The following is a 17,527-nucleotide window of genomic DNA, read 5'->3' as shown; positions in this document are numbered from 1 at the left end:
TAATAAAGCTAACTTGCTTTGGGCAATATCTTTTAGCCAGATGAACAGTTCAATGGTCGTTAAGATTACCATTGTTGCAACAGTGGCCGTTGGCAGTATGTCATTGGGAAAGCAATGACAATTAACGCGTCATGCGCGTCACTAAACTGTCTTGCTTTCGGGCTGAATTGAGTTAACGCAATCTTTCGGGGTTGATGGCTTAGTGATTGGAATATTGGTTAAGTTCAGCCTAATCCAAATCAGTATTCCTAGGTATTAAATTGCGCCTTCAAACCCAAGCTGGCGCCAGGCTTCATAGCTGATAATCGCCACAGCATTTGACAGATTCAAACTACGGCTGGTGGCCGCCATTGGAATACGTAATCGCTGCTCGGTCGGGATAGATTCGATAATCGCCATCGGCAAGCCGCGGGTTTCAGGGCCAAATAGCAGCACATCATCTTTTGCAAAACTCAGCTCAGTATGCGGACGACTGCCTTTAGTGGTGCAGGCCATAATGCGCTTACCTGCCATGGCTTCGAGGAAGGCATCGAAGTCTTTGTGGCGAGTTACATTGGTCAAGTCGGCATAATCTAAACCAGCGCGGCGCAACTTTTTCTCTTCTAGATCAAAACCTAATGGCTCAATCAAATGCAGCTGACAACCGTTGTTGGCGCATAAGCGAATGATATTACCTGTGTTAGGTGCGATTTCTGGCTCATAGAGTGCGATATGGAACATACTGGCCCGCCTATAGAAAAATGACGGCTGATTATACGGCAAACGGCAGCTAAGCGCAGTGACAGAGTGATGCTTTATCACGTTCTCATTTGGATGCGAGGAATGAACGCCACAATCGTTGTCGTCTGCTAAGCTTGAGAAAGCCACCGAGGGACCACTCATGTTCAGTCACTTTATTACCTTGTGTATTTTTTCTGTGCTTTTCCTTCAGAGCATTTTCACCCCAGCCTATGCCGCGGATGATGCTGTCACTAATGCTGGCGGCAAGCGGCAGATGACGGCTTATTTAGGGGAGATCCCTGGATTAATTAATGCCGATGGCACAGGGCCATTTGTGGAACTGGTTAAAGCAATTGATAGGGCAGATCCTGAGGTTGAAATTGAGATTAAGGTTTTTCCGCTTTCACGGGCTATGCTAGGTGTGTCGCTCGGTCGTGCTGATTTTGGTTTGCCCGCCATCCGTAACAATGCCGCGTTAGATGCCTTACCTTACCGTTTTAGCTCTGTTTCATTTGGGCAAGTCACCCACGTGCTTTATACCAATGTGGATAAGCCGATAACGAAGGCCATGTTATTTGATCAACAGCAAACGGGGCGCGTATTTACCGTGGAGGCGATTCCAGATTACATGCCTATCCCTGCGGAACCTTCGATAACCATTAAACGTTCTTTGCTAAAACTTTCCCATGGCCGTATCGATGCCTTCGTTTGGGCGCAGGAAGAGGCCGATATGATGCTGAAACAGTTGAAGTTGCATAATATCCACCGTGAAGACTTTGGCGATTTTGAAGATGTGTTTGTGATTGCCAAGGGGCCCGAAGGGGATGCCGTGGATGCATATTTGACTCGCATAATTGAATTGCTGCGACAGACTGGAGAATTAAGCCAGATTTATCAAACTATCCATCTGTCCTACAATGACTGGCAACCTTAGCTTTTAAATCAAATAGTTAATCTGATTAATTCCCGCCGATAACGAGATATTCTGAAACTTCACTTGCTAGGAGTGAAGACTGATAATAATATATCTCCACATCAAGATACTTTCTAAAGAGTTATTATGCCTTTTGTCATCGCCTTACTCGCCCCTGTATTTTGGGGGACGACCTATGCGTTAGTGAGTCTCTACTTACATGATATGTCGCCCTATTGGGTGGCTGTGTGGCGCGCGCTGCCTGCGGGAATACTGATGTTGATGCTGCGTCCACGTTTGCCAACGCTGGCTTGGTCTAAATTAAGCTTGCTGGCGTTTTGTAATATTGGCGCCTTCTTTGCGCTGCTGTTTATCGGTGCGTATCGTTTGCCGGGCGCTGTGGCGGGTACCTTAGGGGCGACGCTGCCGTTAATTTTCTTAATCTTAGCTTGGGTGATAGATAAAAAACGCCCTGGGATGAAGTGGTTGCTATTAGGTTTGATGGGATTAGGAGGGGTGATTTTACTGCTAAATCCGTCGGCGGATCTCGACCCTATTGGGGTCTTGTGTATGCTAAGTGCGACGACCTTAATTGCTTTCTCTTCTCGCTGGATGCAAAAGTGGGATGTGGGTGACTTTTTAGTGCTTACAGCATGGCAACTGTTTTTGGGCGGCTTGATGTTAATTCCGCTGGCATGGTTTATGGCGGGCCCGCCGCAGTTACCGAGCCTGACTGTGGTGCCATCGTTAATATGGTTAGTGATTGCCAACACCGCCATCGCTTATTGGGCTTGGTTGTGGTCGATGCGAAATTTAGGGCCAGAAATCATGGGCATGGTCGCTTTAGTCAATCCCGTGGTTGCCGTATCATTAGGGGTTATGATTGTGGGTGAGACATTAGATATGCGTCAGTGGGCGGGGATAGGTGTAATATTACTGTCGCTGCTGTTAATGAAGTTGCCACAGAATTTAAGGTTAAACCCATTTAAAAAAGTGCAGCCCTAGTCAGTATTTTGGGGTAAATGAGGGATAGATGCTAAAACGTTTGGATCTGAATTTACTACCCGTACTTGAAATCCTGCTTGAGGAACAAAGTGTGACGGCCGCTGCGGCGCGTTTGCATTTGAGCCAGTCGGCGGTGAGTAAACAACTGACACGCCTGAGGGAAGTGTTTGATGATCCTCTGTTTGAGCGCACCGCCTACGGCCTAAAACCGACGCCTAAGGCCTTGTCGCTTGCGCCTGAGTTGCGCCAATGCTTACAGCAATTGGCGCAATTTACCCGGCCCGACACCTTCGAGCCCGCCTTAAGTCAGCGGCAGTTTAGAATGCATTTGGTTGAAACCACATACTCGCTGACCTTCCCGCATTTTATGCCCTCGCTGCTCGCCCAAGCGCCAGGTGTGAGTCTCAATTGCCAAACCTGGCGGCTCGATACTATGGACAGATTACTGCGCTGCGACATCGACTTAGCCATAGGTTGCCGCGAGTGGGACGAGCGTTCGCCCATGCATGTGAATCATATTCCCGACGACTTGTGCCATGTCGAGCTAGTGCAGGATTATACTGTGTGCTTGATGCGCCGCGATCATCCGGCGTTAGCACAAGAGTGGAATTTAGACACCTTCTTGAGCTATCGCCATCTGCAAGTGGCTTTTGGTGGCATAGAGCATTGGTTGCTGGATGATGTGCTGCAACTTGAGGGCCGTCAGCGCGATATCGCCGTGAACATGACCGACTTTCAGAGCGCTCTTGCTCTGTGTGAACAAAGCGATTTAATTCTTTGCGCGCCGTCCCGTTATGCCTTTGCTGTGATGAAATCCTTCGAGCTTCAGTCTTTACCATCGCCTATCAAGCTGATCCCCGGCGCGTATTTATTGATGTGGCATAAACACTTCGAGCACGACTTGAGCCATAAATGGCTACGTGAGTTGATTATCAGTCAAGTGCTGCCGTCGATTACGCCTCGGGTTTAGGCTCTTTTGGCGCTGCTAACCAAGCGGTTAATGCGGGTAAGACTGTTTTCCCATCCGCTAGCCCTTGTTGATAGACGGCGGTCACTTTATCGATATTGCGATCGAGCCTGGATAAATTAAGTGGCTGCGCTGGGCGGATCACAAAGGCATCATCAGATGCAACTGCTTGGTCTAACTCGGTTAATGCGTGATTATAAACTCGGTGGCGCTCACTTAACGCATGGGCAACCGCGGGGTAGCGTTTGTAGGCTTTGCGGGCTAACCAATTCATTTTCATCGCGGATTTTTGGTAATGCTGATCTTGAGTCAAGATCACCACTTGGCGTGAGTAACCATCTTTGCGTGATTGCGCTAACGGTATCGGTTCGCCTATGCCGCCATCGAGGTAATGATGTTGGTTAATCACGCTGGGTTTAGACATAAAAGGCAGGCTAGAGGAGGCGATGAGCACGTCGAGTAATTTATCGTGGTCATTAAAATCGGCCATACCGAAGTAATCGGTTTTCCCTGTATTGCAGTTAAAGGCGCCGACCTTAAATTCGGTATGACTATTTAAAAATGTATCAAAATCAAATGGCAGTAACTCATAGGCCATGCGGCGATAGGTAAAGTCTGTGTTGACATAGTTGCCTGTCGCCAACCAATGGCGCAGGCCCATATAGCGTTTATCGTTGAGATATTGCTGCTGAATTTGAAGATTGCGACCGAATTGACGGGACACATAGGACGCGGGATAAATGGCACCCGCAGACACCCCAATCACATAGTTGAAGTTGAGCGACTGCTGCAAAAACGCGTCTAACACACCTGCGGTATAAATGGCTCGAAGGCCGCCACCTTCCAACACTAAGGCCACATCTTTCATCGAGTTACATCTTTTTTATTGGTTTATCCCAGCAGAATACCCCAGCTTAGCGCAGAAATGAATGCGCAAAAGGCACACTTAAGATGCGTGATCGACGTTGGTGTGATGGGACGCTTGCTTGGGCTTTATGGGTAAAATATTGGTCACGCAATCCTTTGTGCCACCATTTTGAACAGGCTGTTTAGATTGAACGGCAGGGGTAAAATCCGCCTGACTGAAGTATTGGCTAAGTGTATTGAGCGCTTCTTTTACTTTTGCGGGCTGCTTATCCCGCGCCGAAGTGACGCTGTAAACGCTGTAAGTATTGAGTGACCATTCGGGTAAGAGGGTCACAAGCTGGCCGCTTTCGAGGTATTTACGAATTTCTGGTTCGGGCAGAGCGGCAAACCCGAGACCATCGAGAGTGAGTTGGATTAATGCCTGCATATTGTTGACCGTAATGCGCTGGCTTGTCAGTTCGAAGCATTCTTTGCTGCGGCTGTGAGTTAAGGTTTCACTGTTAGCGCTGGGGTGATTAATGCGATTAAAGACAGCTAATTCAGCGGGATGCAGAATAGTTTTGTGCATTGGCAGATAATCGGGCGAGGCGCACAGCAACATGCGCCAATCGGCTAAGTGGCGGGCAATTAAGTTGGAATCGGATAAAGGCCCGATGCAAATCGCCAGATCAATCCCCTCGTTGACTATATCTATTGGGCCATCCTGCAGCAGTAAATTCAAACTTATCTGCGGATGCGCCGCCAATAGGTAGTTAAAGGGCTCGCTCAACAAGCCGCCGCCAAAACCTATGGGCGCGGCAATCTTTAATTCCCCCGAAGGAATCCCTTTCAAGTTATTGAGTTTCTGCTCAGTGCTTTCGACTATCGCAATGACTTTGCAGCAATTCTCATAGAACAAGCTGCCCGCCTCTGTAAGGGTAAGATTGCGAGTATTGCGATGGAATAGACTGATCCCCATGTCCATTTCGAGCTTAGTTACTTGTTGACTCACCGCCGACGAGCTGAGATTTAATTGCTGCGCTGCGGCGCTCATTGAGCCCTTTTCAGCTATTGCCGCAAAAACGATCATGCCTTTGATCATGTTTTTATTCATTTTTAAGTAACTCTTACAAGTGAATACCTAAAGTCTAACTTGAGCTGATTGTAACATAGGGATACATTGCCGTATTGAAAATTGTTCTCATTTACAATCTGTACCCAATGGAGACTTGTCGGTTATGTTGTTAAGTCGTAAGAAGTACCTCGCTCAAGTGATCACCGCTTTATGTTTGTTGCCCGCAGTATCTGCGACAAATGTCCTTGCGGATACCGCGCCTGATAAAGAAAAGATGATGGAAAGAATCGTGGTAACCGCATCGGGATTTGAACAGCAAATTCGCGATGCGCCAGCTTCTATCAGCGTGATCACCCGTGAGGATTTGGATAACCGCTTCTACCGCGACTTAACCGATGCCATGTTAGAAGTGCCCGGCGTGGTGATTACGGGCGGTGCAGACCGTCAGGATATCAGTCTGCGGGGCATGGGTAGCCAATACACGTTAATTTTAGTGGATGGTAAACGCCAATCCTCGCGCGAGACACGCACCAACAGTGACGGCCCAGGCGTTGAAGGCGCTTGGACGCCACCATTGGCGGCCATCGATAGAATTGAAATCGTTCGCGGACCTATGTCATCACTTTATGGTTCGGATGCCATTGGCGGCGTGATCAACATTATCACCCGTAAAGTGCCGAACGAGTGGCAGGGTGAAGTGCGACTCGACACGACATTGCAGGAAAAGTCGACCTCGGGAAATGTGTATCAAGGCAACTTTTTCGTCAACGGTGGTTTGATTAAAGATCTGCTGGGGATGCAACTCTACGGTCAATACACTCAGCGTGAAGAAGATAATATCTATGGCGGTTACCGTGGCCGCGATGCGACGAATCTGACCGCGCGGTTTGCGCTCACCCCCAATGATAACCACGACATCATGCTCGAAGTTGGCACTTCTAACCAAGAACTCGACAGTAGTTTAGGTAAAACCGTTACACCGCTAGCGCCGGGCGAAGCTTGTGGTCGTCGCGGTTGTCCTCAATCTTCAACGACAGAATACGAAAACAGCACTATTTCGCTGTCACACACAGGGCGCTGGGACTTTGGTACCTCGGATTCTTATATCAAGCATGAAGTATTTGATAACAAAACCCGCAAGATGAAGATCACTAACACGGATGCGCAATCTAGCCTGATCACCACCTTAGGCCAAAGCCATACGGCGACTTTTGGTGCGGCATTTAACCATCAAGATTTAACCGACGAAACAGGTAACCAAGTAAGTGACTTAACTGATATTAGTCGCAAACAATGGTCGGTATTTTCTGAGGATGAATGGCGCATAGTCGATAACTTTGCCCTGACCATGGGGCTGCGTTTGGATGACGATGAAAACTTTGGTCACCATGTCAGCCCGCGTGTTTACGGCGTGTGGGGATTAACCGACAGCACCACCTTAAAGGGCGGCGTGTCGACGGGCTTTAGGGCGCCGAGTTTGCGCCAGACAGTGCCCGATTGGGGACAAGTGAGCCGTGGCGGCAACATGTACGGTAATCCAGATTTACAGCCCGAAACCTCAGTGAACTATGAGTTAGGTGTGTATTCGGATCTGACCGAGAGCATTACCGCCAGTGCGGGCGTGTTCTATAACGAGTTTAAAGATAAGATCACCCGTGTGGCCTGTCCTGCGACTCAATGTAGCGATGGCCCCAATCAATTTGGTTCTGACCCAACCACTTACGTGAATATCGACGATGCTGTGACTCAAGGGATTGAGCTGAGTATCGACTATCGGATTCGCTCAAACCTGAGCTTTACGGGTAACTACACTTACACGGATTCAGAGCAAAAGACGGGAGCTTACAAAGGTAGCCCATTGAATCAATTGCCTAAGCATTTGATCCAAGCGTCGTTCAACTACGAGCCTATTGATAACTTAAGCACTTGGTTGAGAGTCAACTACCGTGGCGAAGAGAGCCAACCGACGACGGGACCGTCATCGAGCAGTTTAATCGCCCCTTCTTACACTCTGCTAGATTTGGGCGCTAACTATCAGTTGAACGATAGCCTGAAATTTAGCGCGGGTATTTACAACGCCTTCGATAAGGACATTACCCAAGAGGAATACGGTTATCTTGAAGATGGTCGCCGTTACTGGTTAGGTATGACCTACAGTTTTTAAGCCGATACCTTATTGCTAACATTTAAACGAAAGCCAGAGCATTGACTCTGGCTTTTTGTTAGTTGTATTCATCAATAGGAATGACTATTTGTTTGCTAGCGGGTGGGCGCGGGCGAGTTCGATGGCCGCGCCTATGGCGTTTCGCGCTTGCGGACTGTTTTTCCAGCACGTGGTGCGCAGCATGCTGGCGACTAAGTTTGCGATATCATCCACTTCGTGTTGTGCCAGTTGTTGTAGTGAACTGATACCAATTTCTTCGAAGCGTTTAATCACAATGGGGCCAACGCCTTTGAGTGCCAATAAGGCATGTTTTTCTTGTTCATTAAAACCCATAACCCATACTCCTTTATGACGGGGATCGCGCTCAAGCTAGCATTAATACGATTGGTATAAGGCAAGACTACCTTTAAACCAAGTTAACAAAAAGGCCCTCGAAGGGCCTGTTTAGTCTTTATGAATCAACAATCATCAATAAGTGTTACATATCACAGGGTTTGAGCGGTTTACGCAATTGGGCGCGTACGTTATCCATACCGGCGTAAAACTCTTTCATCATCAATAGACCCATCATCTTGCCGTTATCGGTGACGATCAGCTTGTCGGGATCGGTTGGATCATTTTTAATCGCGCCAATCAGTTTCATCGAGGTCATTTCTTTAAACAAGGCGGTATCTAGGTTGACGCCAAAGGTATCGCGGAAATATTTACGCGATAAACGGCCGGAGAACATGCCCAGCAAAAAGCGATATTGCATCACATCTTTTTTGCTGTAGTTCTTTTGCTGCTCGACGCCCATGTGGCCGGCTGCAATGCGTTCTTGGTACTTGCGCAGCGAGAAAGTGTTCACATAAAGCGTGTCATTTAAGAAGCTAAATGAGCCCGAACCTACCCCTAAATATTCGTCGTAGTCGATAACGTATTCGTCAAATCCTTCGTCATCGGTTTTACCAAATGCCCATGCAGATAATTGATTATATTGGCCATTCAGGCTGTTTAAGATCTGGCGATATTGGTTAGCCATATCCGCCTGCGGCGCCGCTAACTTGCCTTTCACGCTCTTGCGAGTCTGGTGGGTGATCATCAGCGGATAAGTGGTAATTTGTCTTGGATCCAAACGCGATGCCATGTCGAGATCGTGTTGGATCACTTCATCGGTTTGGCCGCGGAAACCAAAAATCAGATCGACGTTGATTATCGGGAACAGCTCTTTGGCGCCCATGATCTTGTCGAAGGTTTGTTGACCCGTACCGAACTTATCGAGTCGGTCGGTCATTTTTAAAATATCGTCATTAAAGCTCTGCACGCCGATGGACATGCGATCCACTAGGCCTTTGAGTTGCTTAAAGCCTGGGCTATCTAAATGCTGCGGATCGGACTCGCAGGAGACTTCTTTAATGCTCGGGAACAGGGTTTTCGCGTGTTCGATAGTACGGGCTAATTCATCTTCTAATACTGTGGTGGTGCCGCCGCCAATGTACATAGATTCAAAGTCATAGCCGAGGGCTTTAACCATTTCCATCTCTTTACGCAATGAGATGAAATAGGCGCGTGCCTTGTCTTCCTTGAACATAAAACGGTGGAAGGTGCAGTAAGAACACAGGGTATGGCAGAAGGGGATATGCGCGTACAGCATATACTTTTTGCCTTCTACGGGCGCTGGCATCATTTCTGCGGAAAGGGTATCGAGGCGAAGATTCTTATCGACGTAGTACTGCATGACTCGTTCCATCGAGCCGAGCATCCAGTTAGGGACGGTAATATTCGCTTGATAAGGCGTTGCGATAGCGCCGCTGAGCGTTTGGATAACTGAAGACATAACGATTCCTATCTGTGAGTGCTAACCGTAAACACCGAAATTGCTTTAGGTAATTCACGACCACCTAGCGCAATAAGACTACATCGTATGTAATTGTTAAAACGTGAACTGGTTATAAGTTACGGTTTCCTAACAAGGAAATCACGGGCTTTTTGTTAAGCAGATCATGTTTTAGCGATCGAGAATGCATTTTTATCCTGCGCTTTGGGGCGGAATCTACTGTGAATTTGGGGAGTTAACTTAAGGTGTCAGTCGAAATGTGGAGAATAAAAAACACCATTCCAGGTTTTTATTGCTGGTGGATTGGCGCTTGTCTATCCGAGGCACGGCTGTCATCATCCGAGCGATAAAATAATCTCCTGATCTAAAGGGCTAGCTATGTTGGTAAACGTAAACCGCTTCTTCCCGCTGTTAGCACTTATAGGCGCGGTGACCGCTTATTTAATGCCGAGTTGGTTTACTGAGCTTAAATCCGCCATAGTGCCGCTGTTAGTGATCATCATGCTCTCTATGGGACTCACCTTAGATCTGCAGGATTTTGCTAATGCATTCAAACAAAAACGCGCCGTGCTGACTGGGCTGATACTGCAATTTTCGGTCATGCCGCTCAGCGGATTATTGATCAGCCAGTTATTAGGATTAGATAGGGAACTCACCATAGGCATGGTGTTGGTGGGCAGCGTAGCAGGCGGCACCGCCTCAAACGTGGTCTGTTATTTGGCAAAAGGCGACGTGGCTTTATCGATAACTATGACGGCACTGTCGACCTTAGCGGGCGTAGTATTTACACCACTGATTATTAAGCTGTTGATTGGCGAAATGATCGATATCCCCTTCGCCGATATGCTACTGAGCTTAGTGAAAATAGTGCTGTTCCCCGTTAGCGCAGGGGTGATCATCAATCATTTCTTTAAATCGCTGGTAGCCAAAGTCGCTCCCGCATTGCCGTTGATTTCAATCTTGGCAATCGTGATGGCGATTACCATTATCGTGGCGTTAAATGCCAATCAGTTTGATAAAGTTGGCCCCATTATTTTGCTGGCAGTGTTCTTACATAATGGTTTTGGCCTCGCTTTAGGCTACTTTTGCTGCCGTTTATTAGGCTTTAACCATACCGTCTGCAAAACTATTTCCATCGAAGTCGGCCTACAAAACTCTGGCCTCGCTACGGCTTTGTGTGTCAAGTTTTTTAGCCCGATTTCTGCCATCCCCAGCGCGATATTCTCGATATGGCATAACCTATCTGGCGCCATGTTGGCGGGATATTGGGCGAGGGAATCGCAAGATTAAGATGTTGCTGGCGAAAATAGACAATGCCTGTGGCCTAGCAAGCGCGGCCACAGGCTTAAAGTGCTGTGACTAATTAACCGGTAATGGGGTCTCGACGGGCATGAGTGTCAGCTGCAAGATATTTTCTTGCTGGCTTAATGCCAGTGGCAGGGTGTAGTTGGGAAAGCGCAATCCGAATACGGCACCTTGTTGTAACAAGCGATACAGCTGATCTGTCATGGCAATCGTTAAGCTGGCACAGCCATGTTCGTCGACTCTGCCTTCAAGTGGTAAAGCGATTTTGTCGGCTAAGGTTAGATACGCCGCCATACGCCAGTGTGAGTTTTCTCCAATATTGTATGTGCTGCCATGCAATTGGTTGTAGCCTAAACCACAGGCTTGCAAGCTTAATTGGGTTTTGGCCGCTGTTGGCAGCGAAATAATCTGTTGCCGCTGCTGTGCCAGAAACGTGCCCCACGCCAGCCGATTTATAACTGAGTCCAGTGAGATGGGAACATACAGATCTTGCTGTTTTAATGCATTAAAGCGGGCAATGCCTTGTTCCAATTTAGTGAGATCGTCTTCATATTCCAGTTGTGACTTAAGCAGTTCATAAGCGGGAGCCTTCGCTTGTTCCATGCCCGCTAACGCCGCTTTCTCGTAGTATGCCAGTGCTTGCACTTTATCGGTTTCTGCGCCCAAACCGCGCTCTTCCATACTGCCTAAATGATAATTAGCGATGGCAACTTGACGCTTAGCACCTTGTAAAAATGCGGCTTTCGCACCGCTGTAGTCATTTTCGTTCAACAGTAGGGCGCCGTAGTTTGTCCACGCCGTACCGTCATCTGCTGCCATACCCAATTCTAGCCACTTTATGGCTTGCTGGCGTAATTGCGGGAGGTCGAGACTTTCTCTTTCGCTGCCGACACTTTGCATCGCTATTAAGTAAGCGCGCAGATACTCGCGTGAGGCACTATCCAAGTAAAGGTTATCTGGTTGAAGTTCAAAGGCTTGCCCAAAATAACTCCCTGCTTGCTGCGCCGCTGCGATTGCTTTCGTGAGATAGAACCTTGAAATGGGATCTGCCGGACTGTGTGCTCGCCCTAGGTTATATAAGGTCGGTAGTTTAAGACCCCGCGCCAGCGCTTCTTCTAACAAGGGGATGGCCAGCATTTTTCGATCATTATCCAGCGCCATACTGCCTAGGTTATGGCTGGCACGGGCCGAACCTAAGGCTCTGGCCTGTTCATAGTATTGGCTAGCGGTGGCATTGTCTTGCGTGACGCCGCGGCCGAGATGGTAGGCTTTACCCAGTAAGAATAACGCCTCAGCATTATTTTCTGCGGCTTGCTGCTGCGCTTGTTGTAAGAAAACGTCGTATTGTTGTTGCTCAAATAACTGTTCCAGCGTGGATTTTTCTGCCGTTGCTGCAAAGCTTAGGGTCAACAGTAATAGGAGAGTCGCAATCGTGAATATCTTCATAACATCCTTGTAGTTAAGCTGGGTACTTGCAAGCGGTAGTGCTATTGAAGTTGGCTAACATAGTGGCTTGTTATGCTACAAGCAAGTCTTGCTGTTTGCCACTGTGTTATGACTGGCGGATGAATTGCAGCGATAGCACTGCCGTGACTAATGTGTGGCATTGCCAGTTTGAAGGGTTTACCTACATTCCTTGTTACCTAGTTTACCTGCCCAAATAGCCGTTTTGCGGCTTTATGCCTCAATTTTAACGACGCTGATTTGTGTCGCTATTGACTGCAAAAATTGGGTGCTGCCGCATAGATAAAAGCAGTTTTAGTAAGTGAACTCGTTGAGTTCCATGCACTCAGTTGCGCCATAGCGCCGAAAGCCAGCTTGGCTCTTTGCACGACTTTGGCGGTGTAATTGCCATTGGGATCTTTATATTTAAAGGACACTTCGGCAATCACGGGTTGCTGCGAGGCAGTTGGGGAGCTGGTGTACCACAGTGTGAGTTCGAGTGAGGCGTCTATGCTACCTAAATCGATTTCACTGCCTTCAAACACATATTCTTTAATCGTAAGGCCACCGACTTTGGCGAGTGTGAGATTGTTACTTAAACCGTAAGCGTCGGCAAAGCCTGAAAAGTGACTATTTACATCGGCCATATCATTTAAGGTGCGAGTGTTTGGCGTGGTGGTTGAATGGCTATACACGATGCGGATGCCATTATTGATATCTGGACTAATGTCGGCTTCGAGTTTAGTGTCGGCTTGATTATCGGTCGAGCTGAGATCTTCAAAGTTAGCAATAAATCGATCAGGGCTGCGAAATTTAAGGGTTACTTCACTTTTGCCATCGCTCGTTCGGTTACGAAAGATATAACCTAATTGCTTTAGCTGACAACTGGTTGGGGTGTCATAGAAGGCTACTTGACGCGCTTTGGTTAATGCCCAAGAGCCTGTGACATTGCGACTAATTGCGTTGCTAATGGCTTGTTTAGTATCAGTTAGATAGCTATTGGCGGTTGTGCTTTGAGTAGCATAATTAAAGTGGCTTGGGTCGAGCAGCAGCTTATATTCCCTTGATGTTTCGACAGGATTGGCCTGTGCTGCACATGAAGCGAGCAGGGCACTTGAGGCTAACGTGAATGACATCATCGCCTGTGAAGCAGTTTTCATCGATTAATCCTTAAGTGATGTGCTGATGCAAGGTGGTTTACGCTTTCGTTATAACGACTTCTATTGCAACTTGAGTGTGTTATGAGCCACCACTATAAGACAGTGATGGCTCATGTGGCTGAATACTTAATGGTTATTTGTCAGCCGATAAGAGTAAGTCGTCAACGATATACAAAGTGTTGCCGTCGATATCACTTTGCGCACTATCGAGATATTTCTGTTCTAAGGTGTTGTTATTACTCCAAGTGGCGAAGTCGTCGTCATTTAGCACACCCAAACGCTTATTATCAATTAGCCACAAACCTTCCATTTTGTCATGGGGATATTGTGTTTTGGCAGCCATATCTAGCACCAGTGATTTTGTCGCGGGTATGATGCCATTGGTTGCAAGTGCCTCCCAGCCATCGCTTAGCGCTACCTGTTCTAAGGTTTTACCTTTAAGGGTTAATCCTAGCGCTGCATCTTGGGCGATATCAGCTTGTGCAGTGACGGTCTCGAGATCCGTCGCGCCGCTTATATCTATCTTGTATACATGCTTCATCACATCAGTGTCGATATTAAAAAACTTGCCATCACGTTCTAACACTAAAAATTGGCTGTTACTTAAGGCAACGATCGCTGAGTTAGAGTTCTGGGCAATTTCTTGCTGATACAAATATTGGCCAATAGCGCCGGTCGACAAGTTGATGGTCACGATTCGAGTCAGGGTATTATTGTTAACACTCTTATCGGGATTAGAAATGGTCGATTGCATTATGCCCACAAGTGTCGACTGATCTGGCGTGATAGTCAGGCCTTCCATCCCTCGGTTGGCACGGCGATGAGCAAACTCTGCCGGCAGGCTATATAAGTTGCGCTTATCGTCTGCGAAAGGATTAATACGCGCTATTTCTACCCCTTCAGCCGAGTAATGCACAATGTGTGGACCATACTCGTCGCTGACCCAAAAACTGCCATCATCCATGGCGGCAAGACCTTCGGAATCTAACCCATAATCATCGAGTTTGATGGGGTTGGTCTGGGCATTATAAGGCTGGCTCATGTCTTGACGGATAACTTCACCTGCTGCGTCATAGGGGATTTCTCCTGTGCCGCCAAGGCTACTGCTATTAGGAAGTCCAGTGATCAAGCTGCCATCTGGGCGTTTAAATAAGATGTCTTTGACCTTAGTGATGGTGCCATTGGTTTGGAGTTCAAACAAACCAATACGTGGTGTGTAGTCCGGCGTTGGAAACATCTTACCTTTGCCTAAACTACCTGTGTAATCCGCATTCGGGCCGCGATCGGTGAGGGCATAAAATTGAATTGGATTATTGGGATTGGGCGCAGCATCAGAGCCATAGCCGCCGTTACGAATTTCAAATTTAGTACCAGGCATAGCGCCATTGTCTAAATCATTGCGCAGCACAGTGAAAGGTAAATGCACCGCTTTATCCGTAAACAGGTCGGCATTACATGCATAGCTGCTATCAACCACTTCATTACCGTCGAGCTTGCCGTTATCGTTGCTATCAAGACCAGAATCCGTGCGAGTGCCGCCCATCCAGCAGTGGCTATCACCGCCAACTAATGTGGTTTGTGTGGTCAGGCTACTGATGTCTTTATCATCCGAATTACAAGCACTCAGTAGCAAAACTGACAGGCACAAGCCTGAGGTGACGAGCACATTTTTCATCTTAATATATCCCGATTCTTAAAGTGATTAGCTATGTTGTTGGCAGGTAATATAAAGTTAGGCTGTGAACTAAATGTGACAAGTGTGTCGCTTAACGTATCGAGCACGAATACTGTGTGTTGGCGTGAGTGGGAAGCTGATTATGGTGTAGTTGAGTGGCTGAGTGAGACGTTTTATTGATGTTTAATATAGTATAAACAATTGATTATCATGATTATATTTTCTAAATCACTTAGGTTTCCTGACAGCGATTTATATTGGAGGTGTGATTCTTTTTGTTTTTCATCAAAAAAATCTGCGGCCTAATAATTTTTGTTATTAGGCCGCAGGTTTAAAAGCTTAGTTCAGTAAACTTAAAGCTTAAAATGCGAGACCACGCCGACGAGTTGTTCTTTCGTCGCGGCCAAAGAGGTTGCGCTATTGAGGGTGGCTTTACCGCTTTGATTCAGTTCATCGACCATTTCACGAATGGTGGTCAGATTACGATTTATCTCTTCGGTGACAGCGCTTTGCTCTTCTGCTGCGGTCGCGATTTGATTACTGAGCCCATTAATATCGAACACATAAGCGGTCAGGGTATCGAGGTTTTCTGTTACCAGAGTCGTGGTGTCGGCGGCTTGTTGGCAACTGTGTTTGGTTTGCTCCATTGCTGTGACGGCCGCGTCGGCGCCGTGGCGTAAGCGTTCAAGCATTTGATTGATCTCGGATGTGCTGGCTTGAGTGCGAGCGGCCAGCGTACGTACTTCATCGGCGACAACGGCAAAGCCCCGACCCTGTTCACCGGCACGGGCAGCTTCGATAGCCGCATTGAGCGCGAGCAGATTGGTTTGATCGGCAATATCCCCAATCACATCTAAGATAGTAGCGATATGGCGGGTGTTTTCATTCATATCATTAATCGCATCGGCAGCGACATCCACTTTAGTCACTAAGGCAATCACAGTGTTGGCGGCCTGTTCAACGGATTTCTTCGATTTATCTGCTTGTTCATTGGCTTGCTGAGTAAACTGGGCGGCAGATGCAGCATCGCCTGCGACATTGTGGGCAGTCGCGCTCATTTCTGTCATGGCCGTGACGACTTGGTCGGTTTCTACCGCGTGGGTCTGCAATGCATGGGTATTGGCATTGGACTGCACGTTCAGTTGGCCAATTTGATCTGAGATATGGTCTGAGGCTTGGGTAATATCCGAGATGATATGGCGTAGATTATCGATAACGCGATCGAGATCTGTGGCGAGTGAGTAGAGTTCGTTGTCACCTTTAATATTTGTTTTATGTGTCAGATCGCCATTGGCTAGGCGTTCCATTACCCGCTTAATGTCATTGACTATCCTGACTAAGCGTTTGCTCATAAAGAGTGCACTAAGGAGTGAGGCGACGATGGCAATTAGGATTAGGCCAAGGAGCAATGTCTCGGTGGCGTTCACTTTGTCTTCGGCTTGTTTGCCAAGATCATGGTTTCGCTGAGTGATCAACTTAACTAATTGATTAATCTCATTGCTTACTTTGGGTCCAAGTGCCTTGCGCTCGAGTGTTAGTTCAGGCTCTGCGCCAGTTTGTTTGGCGTAGTTGATTTCTTGCTGATACAGACGCACATATTGCTCAATTTGCGGCAACAGCGTGCGGATCGTTCTGGCATCTGGCCCCATAAAATCGGTGTTAAAGTTTGCGAGTTTCTCTATGAGCAGCTGCACATTTCGTTGTTGTGAGCTGATGGCGTCAGTGTTATGGACTAATGTAGCTAAACGCAGTTCAAAGAAGGATTCACGTACACTAGTGAAGGTTTCGGCGAGCTGGGTATTGTTGACCAGTTTGCTGCTGGTGTCATTGAGTTCGGCAAAGCCTCGATAGGAGAAAATACCGATAATGATCAATAGAATACTCGAAAATACTGAAGGCAGCGCCGTCAATGTGCTGGTTTTTGCATTGTTAAACATGGTGGCCTACTGAGGTATAAATCAAGAGAGGTGTAATTAAATTACATATGGCGGCCATTTTAACGCTTGGAATTACACAGTCGCAAGGTGATATTCTGAGCCTTTTTGACGTAAATTTATGTTTTTAAAGAAGTTGTTATGGTTTTGTTGGTTTGAAATAACCTCCTGGTTGCTATATGTTGTGTAATTAAAATTCAATAATATCTCAGTTAATTGATTTTTAAAGTAAAAATAAAGCAGGGTTAGCCGCCATTCTACAGCTTATTAACAGTGCAAAAGGCGATTGTGACGCAGATCGCAAAACACGCAAACGCTGCCCAAAGGGTTCGTCTGGCAAGCTTCTGCTCGTACTATCAATTATACGAGCTGCTCCTCAGGTGGGAGGAATAACGGCACTTCACTCTTTGTTTCGCGATCACGAGCTTGTCAGGGCGAACAAAATTTAATCTCAAAACGTCAACAAGCTCTAGTCCCTGTCAACGTAAGTCGCACTTATTCCCG

The 17,527-nt window shown here is 47.2% G+C and carries 14 protein-coding genes; 5 read left to right on the top strand and 9 right to left on the bottom strand.

The window, feature by feature from the left end; all coding sequences use genetic code 11:
* Positions 1 to 255 precede the first annotated feature (255 nt).
* Positions 256 to 720: a tRNA (uridine(34)/cytosine(34)/5-carboxymethylaminomethyluridine(34)-2'-O)-methyltransferase TrmL gene (trmL, locus tag Q4Q57_RS19710; RefSeq protein ID WP_113940306.1), complete on the bottom strand. Its 465-nt coding sequence runs from the start codon at positions 718 to 720 to the stop codon at positions 256 to 258.
* A 160-nt stretch (positions 721 to 880) separates the two neighbouring features.
* Here trmL and Q4Q57_RS19705 point away from each other — a divergent pair, with 160 nt between their 5' ends.
* The 3 genes from Q4Q57_RS19705 (at position 881) to Q4Q57_RS19695 (ending at position 3,608) form a co-directional block, all read left to right on the top strand.
* Complete coding sequence (locus tag Q4Q57_RS19705) at positions 881 to 1,654, top strand: transporter substrate-binding domain-containing protein (protein WP_311891801.1); 774 nt, start codon at positions 881 to 883, stop codon at positions 1,652 to 1,654.
* 126 nt (positions 1,655 to 1,780) lie between these two features.
* Positions 1,781 to 2,638: a DMT family transporter gene (locus Q4Q57_RS19700; RefSeq protein ID WP_259513187.1), complete on the top strand. Its 858-nt coding sequence runs from the start codon at positions 1,781 to 1,783 to the stop codon at positions 2,636 to 2,638.
* 28 nt (positions 2,639 to 2,666) lie between these two features.
* Complete coding sequence (locus Q4Q57_RS19695; protein WP_006084548.1) at positions 2,667 to 3,608, top strand: LysR family transcriptional regulator; 942 nt, start codon at positions 2,667 to 2,669, stop codon at positions 3,606 to 3,608.
* Here Q4Q57_RS19695 and Q4Q57_RS19690 read toward each other — a convergent pair.
* Positions 3,592 to 4,473, bottom strand: a complete 882-nt coding sequence (locus Q4Q57_RS19690; RefSeq protein WP_311891800.1) for a patatin family protein — start codon at positions 4,471 to 4,473, stop codon at positions 3,592 to 3,594. The genes Q4Q57_RS19695 and Q4Q57_RS19690 overlap by 17 nt on opposite strands.
* Before the next feature lie 78 nt (positions 4,474 to 4,551).
* Positions 4,552 to 5,565, bottom strand: coding sequence for a LysR family transcriptional regulator (locus Q4Q57_RS19685; protein ID WP_311891799.1), 1,014 nt, complete (start codon positions 5,563 to 5,565; stop codon positions 4,552 to 4,554).
* Between the two features lie 124 nt (positions 5,566 to 5,689).
* Between Q4Q57_RS19685 and Q4Q57_RS19680 the strand changes: the two genes are divergently transcribed.
* Positions 5,690 to 7,690 (top strand): ligand-gated channel protein, encoded by a 2,001-nt coding sequence (locus tag Q4Q57_RS19680; RefSeq protein ID WP_311891798.1) that lies wholly within the window; start codon positions 5,690 to 5,692, stop codon positions 7,688 to 7,690.
* Positions 7,691 to 7,774: 84 nt separating this feature from the next.
* Here the strand turns inward: Q4Q57_RS19680 and Q4Q57_RS19675 are convergent, their stop codons facing one another.
* Both Q4Q57_RS19675 and Q4Q57_RS19670 read right to left on the bottom strand, forming a co-directional pair.
* Positions 7,775 to 8,023, bottom strand: a complete 249-nt coding sequence (locus Q4Q57_RS19675; protein ID WP_071940368.1) for a hypothetical protein — start codon at positions 8,021 to 8,023, stop codon at positions 7,775 to 7,777.
* Between the two features lie 145 nt (positions 8,024 to 8,168).
* Positions 8,169 to 9,506 (bottom strand): coproporphyrinogen III oxidase family protein, encoded by a 1,338-nt coding sequence (locus tag Q4Q57_RS19670; RefSeq protein ID WP_261273622.1) that lies wholly within the window; start codon positions 9,504 to 9,506, stop codon positions 8,169 to 8,171.
* Positions 9,507 to 9,884: 378 nt separating this feature from the next.
* On the opposite strand from Q4Q57_RS19670, the gene Q4Q57_RS19665 reads away from it, so the two are divergent.
* A complete protein-coding gene (locus Q4Q57_RS19665; protein ID WP_311891797.1) occupies positions 9,885 to 10,796 on the top strand; it encodes a bile acid:sodium symporter family protein in 912 nt (303 codons plus the stop codon).
* Positions 10,797 to 10,865: 69 nt separating this feature from the next.
* Here Q4Q57_RS19665 and Q4Q57_RS19660 read toward each other — a convergent pair whose 3' ends face one another.
* The 4 genes from Q4Q57_RS19660 to Q4Q57_RS19645 all read right to left on the bottom strand — a co-directional run bounded on the left by Q4Q57_RS19660 (position 10,866) and on the right by Q4Q57_RS19645 (position 17,026).
* Positions 10,866 to 12,257 (bottom strand): hypothetical protein, encoded by a 1,392-nt coding sequence (locus Q4Q57_RS19660; protein WP_311891796.1) that lies wholly within the window; start codon positions 12,255 to 12,257, stop codon positions 10,866 to 10,868.
* A 266-nt stretch (positions 12,258 to 12,523) separates the two neighbouring features.
* Positions 12,524 to 13,414: a hypothetical protein gene (locus tag Q4Q57_RS19655; protein ID WP_311891795.1), complete on the bottom strand. Its 891-nt coding sequence runs from the start codon at positions 13,412 to 13,414 to the stop codon at positions 12,524 to 12,526.
* 133 nt (positions 13,415 to 13,547) lie between these two features.
* Positions 13,548 to 15,089 (bottom strand): esterase-like activity of phytase family protein, encoded by a 1,542-nt coding sequence (locus Q4Q57_RS19650; protein ID WP_311891794.1) that lies wholly within the window; start codon positions 15,087 to 15,089, stop codon positions 13,548 to 13,550.
* A 353-nt stretch (positions 15,090 to 15,442) separates the two neighbouring features.
* Positions 15,443 to 17,026, bottom strand: coding sequence for a methyl-accepting chemotaxis protein (locus Q4Q57_RS19645; RefSeq protein ID WP_311891793.1), 1,584 nt, complete (start codon positions 17,024 to 17,026; stop codon positions 15,443 to 15,445).
* Between the last annotated feature and the right edge of the window lie 501 nt (positions 17,027 to 17,527).

Origin of the sequence: Shewanella sp. SP2S2-6, assembly GCF_031931965.1 — a bacterium.
In the GTDB taxonomy this organism is placed as follows: domain Bacteria; phylum Pseudomonadota; class Gammaproteobacteria; order Enterobacterales; family Shewanellaceae; genus Shewanella; species Shewanella baltica.
Note: the sequence above shows the minus strand (reverse complement) of the source record. Positions and strands in the feature narration are given on the sequence as shown.

Bases quoted from the DNA above. Each gene is read 5' to 3' on its own strand.
- trmL (WP_113940306.1), bottom strand. From the start codon at position 720: ATGTTCCATATCGCACTCTATGAGCCAGAAATCGCACCTAACACAGGT.
- Q4Q57_RS19705 (WP_311891801.1), top strand. From the start codon at position 881: ATGTTCAGTCACTTTATTACCTTGTGTATTTTTTCTGTGCTTTTCCTT.
- Q4Q57_RS19700 (WP_259513187.1), top strand. From the start codon at position 1,781: ATGCCTTTTGTCATCGCCTTACTCGCCCCTGTATTTTGGGGGACGACC.
- Q4Q57_RS19695 (WP_006084548.1), top strand. From the start codon at position 2,667: ATGCTAAAACGTTTGGATCTGAATTTACTACCCGTACTTGAAATCCTG.
- Q4Q57_RS19690 (WP_311891800.1), bottom strand. From the start codon at position 4,473: ATGAAAGATGTGGCCTTAGTGTTGGAAGGTGGCGGCCTTCGAGCCATT.
- Q4Q57_RS19685 (WP_311891799.1), bottom strand. From the start codon at position 5,565: ATGAATAAAAACATGATCAAAGGCATGATCGTTTTTGCGGCAATAGCT.
- Q4Q57_RS19680 (WP_311891798.1), top strand. From the start codon at position 5,690: ATGTTGTTAAGTCGTAAGAAGTACCTCGCTCAAGTGATCACCGCTTTA.
- Q4Q57_RS19675 (WP_071940368.1), bottom strand. From the start codon at position 8,023: ATGGGTTTTAATGAACAAGAAAAACATGCCTTATTGGCACTCAAAGGC.
- Q4Q57_RS19670 (WP_261273622.1), bottom strand. From the start codon at position 9,506: ATGTCTTCAGTTATCCAAACGCTCAGCGGCGCTATCGCAACGCCTTAT.
- Q4Q57_RS19665 (WP_311891797.1), top strand. From the start codon at position 9,885: ATGTTGGTAAACGTAAACCGCTTCTTCCCGCTGTTAGCACTTATAGGC.
- Q4Q57_RS19660 (WP_311891796.1), bottom strand. From the start codon at position 12,257: ATGAAGATATTCACGATTGCGACTCTCCTATTACTGTTGACCCTAAGC.
- Q4Q57_RS19655 (WP_311891795.1), bottom strand. From the start codon at position 13,414: ATGAAAACTGCTTCACAGGCGATGATGTCATTCACGTTAGCCTCAAGT.
- Q4Q57_RS19650 (WP_311891794.1), bottom strand. From the start codon at position 15,089: ATGAAAAATGTGCTCGTCACCTCAGGCTTGTGCCTGTCAGTTTTGCTA.
- Q4Q57_RS19645 (WP_311891793.1), bottom strand. From the start codon at position 17,026: ATGTTTAACAATGCAAAAACCAGCACATTGACGGCGCTGCCTTCAGTA.